Genomic DNA, 10,532 nt, shown 5'->3' with positions numbered 1-10,532 from the left:
CAGTTTAGCGCCGCAGGGCGGCTGACGATGGTGGTGATCAGGGCGCCAACCTCGCGGCTAGGGCCAGTCGCGGCGGACAGCGTGGCAAGCTCGTCCGCAGTCGCGGCGGCCAGAACGCAATCGGCCAGAACTTCGCCCGCAGGCCCGGGCGAGATTTCCTGCAGCATCGGCAGAATCAGCGCGCGCGCCCGCGTGGTATCCTGGGCGAAAGCAGGCAGCGCAAAAGCGGCCAGCATGACGGAAAATACGATCTTCTTCATGACCATGTCCTTGTTCCTTACCGCAATACCGGCGGCCGATAGGGTGCCGCGCCGGTGCGACGTATGACGCATTCGCTGTATACATCCAGCGGGTCGCGTCGTCTTAGATAATCACTCGTCAGCCCGACTGCCAGTTCTGCCGTCGGGCCGGATCGGCTGTTGAAACCGACGGTGACTTCACCCGTCGGCCCCATGCTGGCGCGGGCCTGCTGTTCGCAATGCTCGGCCGCCGCTACAATATCAACCTCGCCGCGGGGGGCGCTTGCACAAGCCCCAAGGGCCATCAGCCCCGAGGCCGCCAGCACGATCCCCCCTGCGCGCATCACAGCCAAGCGCCCTGCAGTGCCGTCATCGCCGCCGCGCTGCCAATCAGGCCGCTGCCCAAATTGCCGACCACGCAGCTTTGTGTCGCTTGCCGACCTGCGATCGTCATAACCGTCTGGCCCGCTTGGGTGGATGCAACGCCCGTGAACGCCCCCGCAGCCAGTGACGCAAGCTCGGACGGGGTGGCGTTATCGATGACGCAGTCGGTGACAGGTGTCACCAAGGCTGCCGGCACGCGCCCCGCGATGGCGCTGTCCACGGCCTGCTTGGCCAAAGCGCGCGATGTATCGGTCACCGCGCTTTCGCTGATGCACCCCGACAGCGCCACAACCCCGCAAAGAACCGCCAGCGCGCGCATGTTAGTACACACGCGCTTTGGGCGCGATTTTCTTCAGGTCGATACCGCCTTCGTCAACTGTCGTCAGCGGCTCGAGGTGAACGGGACGAAAGGCGAGCGAAACATTGTTCCCCTCGACCCATGCCAGCGAGTGCTTGCGCCAGTTCACGTCATCGCGGTTCGGGTAATCTTCGTGGGCATGGGCGCCGCGCGATTCCTTGCGCGCTTCGGCGGCCACAATGGTCGCCAGCGCGTTCGGCATCAGGTTCGTCAGCTCCAGCGTCTCCATCAGATCGCTGTTCCATACCAAGCTGCGGTCGGTCACCTTCAGATCGCCAACCTTGGCGGCGACGGCGGCCATCTTCTCGACCCCCTCGGCCAAGGTCTTGTCGGTGCGGAACACCGCAGCATCGGCCTGCATCGTCTTTTGCATTTCCAACCGCAGATCAGCAGTCGTCGTGCTGCCATTGGCATAGCGTAGCGCATCAAAACGATCGAACGCCTTGGCGATACCGTGCGGGTTCAGCGCCGGATTCGGCGTCCCCGCCTGAATGATCTGGCCCGCGCGAATAGCAGCCGCCCGCCCGAACACCACCAGATCGATCAACGAATTCGACCCGAGGCGGTTCGCCCCGTGCACACTGGCACAGCCCGCTTCGCCCACGGCCATCAGGCCGGGCTGGACGCGGTCGGGGTTCTCGGCGGTGGGGTTCAGAACCTCGCCCCAATAGTTCGTGGGAATACCGCCCATGTTGTAGTGCACGGTCGGCAGAACGGGGATCGGCTCTTTCGTCAGGTCAACACCTGCGAAAATGCGCGCGGATTCCGAAATGCCCGGCAGGCGCTCGTGCAGCGTTTCGGGCGGCAAGTGGTTCAGGTGCAGATAGATGTGGTCTTTGTTCGGACCCACGCCCCGCCCTTCGCGAATCTCGATGGTCATGCAACGCGAAACCACGTCGCGGCTGGCAAGATCTTTATAGGTCGGGGCGTAGCGTTCCATAAAACGCTCGCCTTCCGAATTGGTCAGGTAACCACCCTCGCCGCGCGCGCCTTCGGTGATCAGACAGCCCGAGCCGTAGATCCCCGTCGGGTGGAACTGCACAAATTCCATGTCCTGTAGCGGCAGCCCAGCGCGGGCCACCATACCACCGCCATCGCCCGTGCAGGTGTGGGCCGAGGTCGCGCTGAAATACGCCCGCCCGTAACCGCCCGTCGCCAGCACGACCATCTTGGCCGAAAAAACGTGGAAGGTACCGTCATCCAATTTCCACGCCAGAACGCCCGTGCAGACACCGTCTTCGGACATGATCAGGTCGATGGCGAAATATTCAATGTAGAACTCGGCCTGCTGTTTCAGGCTTTGGCCATAAAGCGTGTGCAAAATGGCGTGGCCGGTGCGGTCAGCCGCGGCGCAGGTGCGCTGCACCGGCGGGCCTTCACCATATTCGGTCGTGTGGCCACCAAAGGGACGCTGGTAGATCTTGCCTTCTTCGGTGCGGCTGAAGGGCACGCCATAGTGCTCTAGCTCGTACACGGCCTTGGGGGCCTCTCGGGCCAGATATTCCATCGCATCAGTGTCGCCCAGCCAGTCGCTGCCCTTCACCGTATCATACATGTGCCACTGCCAGCTGTCGGGGCCCATGTTGCCCAAGCTGGCCGCAATGCCGCCCTGCGCCGCAACCGTGTGGCTGCGCGTCGGGAAAACCTTGGAAATACAAGCGGTGCGCAAGCCCTGTTCGGCCATGCCCAGCGTTGCACGCAGGCCAGCGCCACCAGCGCCGACCACCACGACGTCATATTCATGCGTCTCGTATGTGTAAGCTGCCACTTCGGTCCCTTTGGCGAAAAGTTATTCAGGTTGGCCCAGCGCCAGACGCACCAGCGCCAGAATGCCGGTCGCGATTAGCAGCCACGAAAGGCCGCGCGCCAGCATGACCGCCACTTCACGGGCGTAGCCGTGCAGGTAATCCTCGATCATCATCTGGGCGCCAACGGCAAAGTGGCGCATCCCCACCACCAAGGTCATCCCCAGAACGATAATGGGAAACGGGCGTGCCAGATAAAGGCGCGCCTGATCGAACGGCAAAAACAACGCATGCCCCAAGACCCAGATCAGGCAAGGCACCAGCAGCAGCAGCCCATAGGCACTGGTCGTCATGAAGATGTGATCCAGCGTGCCGGTACGCGAAGCGCCGTTCCCGACAGCGCGTTTACGATCTGTAAGATACCGCATTCTCGCCTCCCTCAGATCAGGCAAAACAGGCCGACGGTCAGCGCCGTCAACACGAACGAACCTATCACGGCAGCCCAGCCCAGACGTTCCGCCGTCTGGATCTTCAGCCCGTAGCCGCGATCAAAAATCAAATGCCGTGCCCCTGCAAGGAAATGATACCACATCGCCCACAGCGAGCCGACAATGATCAGCCGCCCGATCCAGCTTGTGATCACCCAATGCACCGGCCCGAACCAATCTGGCCCCATTGCAACGCCCAGCAGCCACCATACCACCAAAACGGTACCTGCGATCAGTGCGTTACCGGTGATACGTGTCAGCAGAGACGACACGGATGTCATCTGGAAACGATAATATTTTCCCAGCATGAAGGGCGACAGCGGACGCCTGCCCTTTTGCATATCGGCCATAAACGCCACCTCTTGCTTGCGGGGCACCGCGGCTAAAAAAGCAGCAAAGCCCTCTGGCGATGCCGCATTGCATATCCGATCCGATCACGAAGTCACGGGAAAAACGCGCGGGGCCGGGCCGATTGGCTGGATGTTATCGCAAAACATGCCGTTTGTGATCACACCCAGCCGCCTTGCGCCCCCGCGCCCCCGAATCAAAGCTGGCCGAGCTTCATTTCCGGCGTATAGGTCACATCGACATCCTTTGTGACGGCCTGCCCGCAGCGCATGACTCCGTTCGCAGCATCAAAGGCATAGGTCGGGTCGCCATACAGCGTCCAGCCCTTGGACAGGGCCTCGGTCACCTTGTGGCAAAAGGCCGATGTGTCGTCGGCGGTCAACAGGCGATAGGCTTTCATATGCGGGCTCCTTCCAGCAGCAAACGGGTTTGGCCCAAGGGTTACGCCCCCCGCGCACCAAAGGCGAGCGCTAACAATGGCCCAGCCCCTTCAGCCGTGCTTGCGCGAAAGCGAAGGCGGGTTTACGCAAGGCGCGTCAAAGCAAGAAAATGCTTGAAAAGACCCGTTCAACGAGGAGACCACCCCATGGCTAGACCCAAAATTGCGCTGATCGGCGCCGGTCAGATCGGCGGCACGCTGGCCCATCTGGCAGCGATCAAAGAACTGGGCGATGTCGTCCTGTTCGACATTTCCGAGGGCACCCCGCAAGGCAAGGCGCTGGACATCGCACAATCGGGCCCGTCGGAGGGTTTCGACGCCACGCTGAAAGGCACGAACGACTACGCCGATATTGCTGGTGCCGATGTTTGCATCGTCACCGCCGGCGTGCCGCGCAAGCCCGGGATGAGCCGTGATGACCTGCTGGGCATTAACCTGAAAGTTATGAAATCGGTCGGCGAAGGCATTGCCAAACACGCCCCCGACGCCTTCGTCATCTGCATCACCAACCCGCTGGACGCCATGGTGTGGGCGCTGCAACAATTCTCGGGCCTGCCCGCGCACAAGGTTGTCGGCATGGCCGGCGTGCTCGATTCGGCCCGCTTCCGCCACTTCCTGTCTGTCGAATTCAACGTGTCGATGAAGGATGTGACCGCATTCGTGCTGGGCGGCCACGGTGACACGATGGTGCCGCTGGCCCGCTATTCGACCGTCGCCGGCATCCCCCTGCCCGATCTGGTCGAAATGGGCTGGACGACGCAAGACAAGCTGGACGGCATCATCCAGCGCACCCGTGATGGCGGCGCTGAAATCGTCGGTCTGCTGAAGACGGGTTCGGCCTTCTACGCGCCTGCGACCTCGGCGATCGAGATGGCGGAAAGCTATCTGAAAGACCAAAAACGCGTTCTGCCCTGCGCCGCCTATGTCGATGGTGCGTTTGGTCTCGATGGCCTTTATGTCGGCGTCCCTGCCGTCATCGGCGCGAACGGCATCGAAAAGGTCGTCGGCATCAAGCTGACCGCCGACGAACAAGCCATGTTCGACAAGTCGGTCGAATCGGTGAAGGGCCTTGTCGCCGCGTGCAAGGGCATCGACGCCACCCTGGCCTGATCGCCGGGCGAAAAAGCAAGTAGAACGGGGCCGGATCAGCGCTGATCCGGCCCCGTTACATGTTAGCGCCAGACTATTGATCACCTTGTGATCACATGATTAAATACTGTGATCACAAATGTCGGAATTTCACCAAACTGCTAGAAATATCAGTTCTGGCACGCGTTGACCTGTGATTGATAGGCCATAGGTTTCATGGACGGTCAGCGATCGGTTCTGGCCTCACATCGGGTGGTGCGGGATACAGCAATGAACATCCACGAATATCAAGCCAAGGGCTTGTTGCGCGACTTCGGCCTTCCTGTCGGACAGGGGGAAATCATCCTGACACCAGACGCCGCCGATCAGGCTGCGGCTGCGCTGCCTGGCCCGCTGTGGGTCGTGAAAGCGCAGATCCATGCGGGCGGACGCGGCAAGGGCCACTTTCGTGAAACGGCTGCCGGCCTTGGCGGGGGCGTGCGGCTGGCACGCTCGGCCACCGAGGCGGCCGATATCGCCCGCCAGATGCTGGGGCAAACGCTGGTCACAGCCCAAACGGGCGCAGCGGGCCGCAAAGTCGGGCGCGTTTATCTGGAAGCCGGGGCCGATATCGCCCACGAATTTTACCTCGCACTGCTGATCGACCGCCAAACTTCGCGCATTTCCTACGTCTGCTCGACCGAGGGCGGCATGGACATTGAGACCGTCGCTGCCGAGACACCCGAAAAAGTCATCAGCTTCAGCGTTGATCCGGCTGCGGGTTACCAGCCGTGGCACGGGCGTCGCATCGCATTCGCACTGGGGTTGACCGGCGCGCAAGTCAAGGAATGCGTCGATCTGGCCGGCAAGCTTTATACCGCATTCACCCAATGCGACATGGAGATGCTGGAGATCAACCCGCTGGTCACCGACCCTGCGGGGCACCTGCGCTGCCTTGATGCGAAAATCGCGTTCGATAACAACGCGCTGTATCGCCACCCCGCCATCGCCGCCTTGCGCGACGAAACCGAGGAAGACCCCAAAGAGCTGGTCGCCTCGAAATACGACCTGAATTACATCGCCCTTGATGGCACCATCGGCTGCATGGTAAATGGCGCGGGCCTTGCCATGGCCACGATGGATATCATCAAGCTGTATGGCGCCGCGCCCGCGAACTTCCTCGATGTCGGCGGTGGCGCCACGGCTGAGAAGGTGACCGAGGCGTTCAAGATCATCACGTCCGACCCGAACGTTCAGGGCATTCTGGTGAACATCTTTGGCGGCATTATGCGCTGCGACATCATTGCCGAGGGCATCATCGTCGCCGTGCAAGAGGTGGGCCTGAAAGTGCCGCTGGTCGTGCGGCTGGAAGGCACGAATGTCGAGCTGGGCAAGGAAATCATCCGCAATTCCGGCTTGAACGTCATCCCCGCCGACGATCTGGCCGACGCCGCCCAAAAGATCGTGCAAGCGGTGAAGGCGGGCTGATGCCGCACCCCCGCGCACATTCGCAATCCACGTCTTCGCAATCCACGTCGGGCATCATGCAGATGCCACCCAGACCGTAGCAGGGGCCTTCGAGGAGAGTTCCATGGCGATACTGATAAACGAAAGCACCAAGGTCATCTGTCAGGGCATCACCGGTGCGCAAGGCTCGTTCCATTCGGGGCAAGCCATTGCCTACGGCACCAAGATGGTCGGCGGCGTGACCCCCGGCAAGGGCGGCACCACTCACCTTGATCTGCCGGTTTTCAATACCGTGCACGAGGCTGTGGAACGCACCGGCGCGGATGCCACCGTGATCTACGTGCCCCCGCCCTTCGCAGCTGATTCGATCCTCGAGGCGATCGACGCGGAAATCCCGCTGATTGTCGCCATCACCGAAGGTATTCCGGTGCTGGATATGATGCGCGTCAAGCGCGCGCTGCAGGGCAGCAAGTCGCGCCTGATCGGGCCGAACTGCCCGGGGCTGCTGACGCCGAATGCCTGCAAGATCGGCATTATGCCCGGCAATATCTTCAGCACCGGCAGCGTCGGCGTCGTCTCGCGCTCGGGCACGCTGACGTACGAGGCGGTCAAGCAGACCACCGATGTCGGCCTTGGCCAGTCGACGGCCGTCGGCATTGGCGGCGACCCGATCAAAGGGTCAGAGCATATTGATATTCTGGAAATGTTTTTGGCCGACCCTGACACCGCGTCGATCATCATGATCGGCGAAATCGGCGGCAGCGCCGAGGAAGACGCCGCACAATTCCTGAAAGATGAGAAGGCGCGGGGCCGTTGGAAGCCCGTCGCCGGTTTCATCGCAGGCCGCACCGCCCCCCCGGGCCGCCGCATGGGTCATGCCGGCGCCGTCATTTCGGGCGGGAAAGGTGATGCCGAATCGAAGATCGAGGCGATGCGCAGCGCGGGCATCGTCGTCGCAGACAGCCCCGCCACTTTGGGCCAAGCCGTCCTGGAAGCCATCTCGGGCTGAGTGCCCCTTTAGAAGCAAGAGTCATGAACGACCAATCCCCCCAAGCCCTGCGCGCCGCCGATATGCTGAATGGCGCGAATGCTGATTACATCGACCACCTGCAGGCGCGCTATGACGCCAACCCGCAGGATGTCGACGAAAGCTGGCGCGCCCTGTTTGCCGCCATGGGCGAGACGGCACAGCCGCAGACCGACGGCCCGTCATGGGCGCGCCGCGACTGGCCGCCGCTGCCCAGCGGCGATGCCATTGCCGCGCTGGATGGCCAATGGCCTGGCGAAGCATCGCCCGCGCAACAGATGCAAACCACCACGCAAAAACTGCAGGACAAGGCCGCAGCAGCAGGTCAGGTCGTGTCCGAGGGGCAACTGCGCGGCGCCGTGATCGATTCGCTGCGCGCGCTGATGCTGATCCGCGCCTATCGCATCCGCGGGCATCTGGCCGCCGACCTAGACCCGCTGGGGATGCAGGCCAAGCCCTACTACCCCGAACTGGACCCCGCATCCTACGGCTTCGGCCCCGAGGATATGGACCGCCCGATTTTCATCGACAACGTGCTTGGCTTGGAAATCGCGACCATGAACCAGATCATCGATCTGGTGCGCCGCACGTACTGCGGCACCTTCGCGCTGCAATACATGCACATCTCCGACCCCGCCCAATCGGCATGGCTGAAGGAACGGATCGAGGGCTACGGCAAGGAAATCACCTTCACCCGCGAGGGACGCCGCGCCATCCTGAACAAGCTTGTCGAGGCCGAAGGCTTTGAAAAGTTCTTGCATGTCAAATACATGGGCACCAAGCGCTTTGGTCTGGACGGCGGCGAGGCCCTGATCCCCGCGATGGAACAGATCATCAAACGCGGCGGCGCCATGGGCGTGCAAGAGGTCGTCATGGGCATGCCCCACCGCGGCCGCCTGTCGGTGCTGGCGAACGTTCTGTCCAAACCCTACCGTGCGATTTTCAACGAATTCCAAGGCGGCAGCTTTAAGCCCGACGATGTCGACGGCTCGGGCGATGTGAAATACCACCTTGGCGCGTCATCCGACCGCGAGTTTGACGGCAACAAAGTCCACCTGTCGCTGACGGCCAACCCCTCGCACCTTGAGGCGGTGAACCCCGTCGTGCTGGGCAAGGTGCGCGCCAAACAAGCGCAGCTGAACGACAAAGACCGCACCAAGGTGCTGCCGATCCTGCTGCATGGCGATGCGGCCTTTGCAGGTCAGGGCGTCGTGGCCGAATGCTTCGGCCTGTCTGGCCTTGTCGGACATAAAACCGGCGGTACGATCCATATCGTGGTGAACAACCAGATCGGCTTTACCACCGCGCCCAGCTATTCGCGTTCGTCCCCTTACCCGACCGACATCGCCCTGATGGTCGAGGCACCGATCTTCCACGTGAACGGTGACGACCCCGAGGCTGTCGTCCACGCCGCGCGCGTTGCGACCGAATTCCGCCAGCTGTTCCACAAGGACGTGGTGATCGACATCTTCTGCTACCGCCGCTTTGGTCACAACGAGGGCGACGAGCCGATGTTCACCAACCCGGCGATGTACAAGACCATCAAGGGCCACAAAACGACCCTGACCCTCTATACCGACCGCCTGGTCGCCGACGGGCTGATCCCCGAAGGTGAGATCGAGGAAATGAAGGCGCGCTTCCAAAGCCACCTGAATGACGAGTTCGAGGCCGCAAAAGCCTATAAACCGAATAAGGCCGACTGGCTGGACGGCCGCTGGGCGCATTTGGGCCGCCCTGCGCAGGACAATACCCCGCGCGTTGCGACGGCGATTTCGCCCGAAACCATGGCCGAGATCGGCACCGCGCTGACCACGCAGCCCGAGGGATTGCACCTACACAAAACGGTGGATCGCTTGCTGGAGGCGAAGCGAAACATGTTCGTAACCGGCGAAGGGTTCGACTGGGCCACTGCCGAAGCCATGGCCTTCGGCAGCCTGCTGACCGAGGGCTATCCCGTCCGTCTTTCGGGGCAGGATTCGACGCGCGGCACGTTCAGCCAGCGTCACTCGGCTTTTATCGACCAGCAAAGCGAACAGCGTTACTACCCGATGAACAACATCCGTGCCGGCCAAGCCCAGTACGAGGTGATCGATTCCATGCTGTCGGAATATGCGGTTCTGGGCTTTGAATACGGCTATTCGCTGGCCGAACCGAACGCGCTGACTTTGTGGGAAGCGCAATTCGGCGACTTCGCCAACGGCGCGCAGATCATGTTCGACCAGTTCATTTCCTCGGGCGAATCGAAGTGGCTGCGGATGTCGGGCCTTGTGATGCTGCTGCCCCACGGGTTCGAGGGCCAAGGCCCCGAGCACTCCTCGGCGCGGCTTGAACGCTTTTTGCAGATGTGCGGCGGCGACAACTGGATCGTGGCCAACTGCACGACGCCTGCCAACTACTTCCACATCCTGCGCCGCCAACTGCACCGCGACTTCCGCAAGCCGCTGGTGCTGATGACGCCGAAATCGCTGCTGCGCCACCGTTTGGCCACGTCGAAAGCGGCGGATTTCACCGGCGACAGCTCGTTCCACCGCGTGCTGTGGGATGATGCACAACTGGGCAATTCGGCCACGCAACTGCAGCCCGATGACAAGATCAAGCGCGTGGTCATTTGTTCGGGCAAGGTCTACTATGACCTGCTGGAAGAACGCGACGCCCGCGGCCTGACCGATGTTTACCTGATGCGTCTGGAGCAATTCTATCCGTTCCCGACCATGACATTGGTGCGCGAATTGGGCCGGTTCAAGGATGCCGAAATGGTGTGGTGTCAAGAAGAGCCCCGCAACCAAGGCGGTTGGAGTTTTGTCGACCCCAACCTTGAATGGGTTCTGAATAAAATCGAGGCGAAGCACCGCCGCGCCGTCTACGTTGGCCGCGCCGCATCCGCATCGCCTGCGACGGGGCTTGCAAGCCAGCACAAAGCCCAGCAAAACGCCCTTGTCGACGAAGCCCTGACCATCAAAGGAAACTGA

General features: G+C 61.9%; 11 protein-coding genes (1 of these 11 cut by a window edge). 4 read left to right on the top strand and 7 right to left on the bottom strand.

Annotated features, from left to right (window positions below; translation table 11 throughout):
- The 7 genes from BVG79_RS00700 to BVG79_RS00670 form a co-directional block, all read right to left on the bottom strand.
- Nucleotides 1–260 carry the 5' portion of a hypothetical protein gene (locus BVG79_RS00700; protein WP_085787160.1) on the bottom strand. Its footprint begins 19 nt before the window's first position, so the window shows 260 of its 279 coding nt (coding positions 1–260); the start codon lies at nucleotides 258–260; the stop codon falls past the left edge of the window.
- A gap of 17 nt (nucleotides 261–277) precedes the next feature.
- Nucleotides 278–583, bottom strand: a complete 306-nt coding sequence (locus BVG79_RS00695) for a hypothetical protein (protein WP_085785212.1) — start codon at nucleotides 581–583, stop codon at nucleotides 278–280.
- Nucleotides 583–942, bottom strand: a complete 360-nt coding sequence (locus BVG79_RS00690; RefSeq protein WP_085785211.1) for a hypothetical protein — start codon at nucleotides 940–942, stop codon at nucleotides 583–585. Before BVG79_RS00690 ends, BVG79_RS00695 begins: the two co-directional genes overlap by 1 nt.
- A 1-nt stretch (nucleotide 943) precedes the next feature.
- Entirely contained in the window at nucleotides 944–2,749 is a 1,806-nt protein-coding gene (sdhA, locus tag BVG79_RS00685; protein ID WP_085785210.1) for a succinate dehydrogenase flavoprotein subunit, read from the bottom strand.
- 21 nt (nucleotides 2,750–2,770) lie between these two features.
- On the bottom strand, nucleotides 2,771–3,154 hold the full coding sequence (locus tag BVG79_RS00680; protein ID WP_085785209.1) for a succinate dehydrogenase, hydrophobic membrane anchor protein: 384 nt from the start codon (nucleotides 3,152–3,154) through the stop codon (nucleotides 2,771–2,773).
- Nucleotides 3,155–3,165: 11 nt separating this feature from the next.
- Nucleotides 3,166–3,564 carry a succinate dehydrogenase, cytochrome b556 subunit gene (gene sdhC, locus BVG79_RS00675; protein ID WP_085785208.1) on the bottom strand — a complete coding sequence of 133 codons (399 nt, stop codon included), beginning with the start codon at nucleotides 3,562–3,564 and terminating at the stop codon, nucleotides 3,166–3,168.
- Between the two features lie 194 nt (nucleotides 3,565–3,758).
- Nucleotides 3,759–3,962, bottom strand: a complete 204-nt coding sequence (locus tag BVG79_RS00670; RefSeq protein ID WP_085785207.1) for a DUF1737 domain-containing protein — start codon at nucleotides 3,960–3,962, stop codon at nucleotides 3,759–3,761.
- A 186-nt stretch (nucleotides 3,963–4,148) separates the two neighbouring features.
- Between BVG79_RS00670 and mdh the strand changes: the two genes are divergently transcribed.
- The 4 genes from mdh (at nucleotide 4,149) to BVG79_RS00650 (ending at nucleotide 10,532) form a co-directional block, all read left to right on the top strand.
- Nucleotides 4,149–5,111, top strand: a complete 963-nt coding sequence (gene mdh / locus BVG79_RS00665; RefSeq protein ID WP_085785206.1) for a malate dehydrogenase — start codon at nucleotides 4,149–4,151, stop codon at nucleotides 5,109–5,111.
- A 249-nt stretch (nucleotides 5,112–5,360) separates the two neighbouring features.
- Nucleotides 5,361–6,557: an ADP-forming succinate--CoA ligase subunit beta gene (gene sucC, locus BVG79_RS00660; protein WP_085785205.1), complete on the top strand. Its 1,197-nt coding sequence runs from the start codon at nucleotides 5,361–5,363 to the stop codon at nucleotides 6,555–6,557.
- A gap of 103 nt (nucleotides 6,558–6,660) precedes the next feature.
- Nucleotides 6,661–7,545 carry a succinate--CoA ligase subunit alpha gene (gene sucD / locus BVG79_RS00655; RefSeq protein WP_085785204.1) on the top strand — a complete coding sequence of 295 codons (885 nt, stop codon included), beginning with the start codon at nucleotides 6,661–6,663 and terminating at the stop codon, nucleotides 7,543–7,545.
- Nucleotides 7,546–7,568: 23 nt separating this feature from the next.
- Nucleotides 7,569–10,532 carry a 2-oxoglutarate dehydrogenase E1 component gene (locus tag BVG79_RS00650; protein ID WP_085785203.1) on the top strand — a complete coding sequence of 988 codons (2,964 nt, stop codon included), beginning with the start codon at nucleotides 7,569–7,571 and terminating at the stop codon, nucleotides 10,530–10,532.

The organism is Ketogulonicigenium robustum, from assembly GCF_002117445.1.
GTDB classification, from domain to species: Bacteria; Pseudomonadota; Alphaproteobacteria; order Rhodobacterales; family Rhodobacteraceae; genus Ketogulonicigenium; species Ketogulonicigenium robustum.
Note: the sequence above shows the minus strand (reverse complement) of the source record. Positions and strands in the feature narration are given on the sequence as shown.

Excerpts from the sequence above, each read along its gene's own strand:
- BVG79_RS00670 (WP_085785207.1), bottom strand. The coding sequence starts at position 3,962 with ATGAAAGCCTATCGCCTGTTGACCGCCGACGACACATCGGCCTTTTGC.
- BVG79_RS00690 (WP_085785211.1), bottom strand. The coding sequence starts at position 942 with ATGCGCGCGCTGGCGGTTCTTTGCGGGGTTGTGGCGCTGTCGGGGTGC.
- sucC (WP_085785205.1), top strand. The coding sequence starts at position 5,361 with ATGAACATCCACGAATATCAAGCCAAGGGCTTGTTGCGCGACTTCGGC.
- sucD (WP_085785204.1), top strand. The coding sequence starts at position 6,661 with ATGGCGATACTGATAAACGAAAGCACCAAGGTCATCTGTCAGGGCATC.
- sdhC (WP_085785208.1), bottom strand. The coding sequence starts at position 3,564 with ATGGCCGATATGCAAAAGGGCAGGCGTCCGCTGTCGCCCTTCATGCTG.
- mdh (WP_085785206.1), top strand. The coding sequence starts at position 4,149 with ATGGCTAGACCCAAAATTGCGCTGATCGGCGCCGGTCAGATCGGCGGC.
- BVG79_RS00650 (WP_085785203.1), top strand. The coding sequence starts at position 7,569 with ATGAACGACCAATCCCCCCAAGCCCTGCGCGCCGCCGATATGCTGAAT.
- BVG79_RS00695 (WP_085785212.1), bottom strand. The coding sequence starts at position 583 with ATGCGCGCAGGGGGGATCGTGCTGGCGGCCTCGGGGCTGATGGCCCTT.
- BVG79_RS00680 (WP_085785209.1), bottom strand. The coding sequence starts at position 3,154 with ATGCGGTATCTTACAGATCGTAAACGCGCTGTCGGGAACGGCGCTTCG.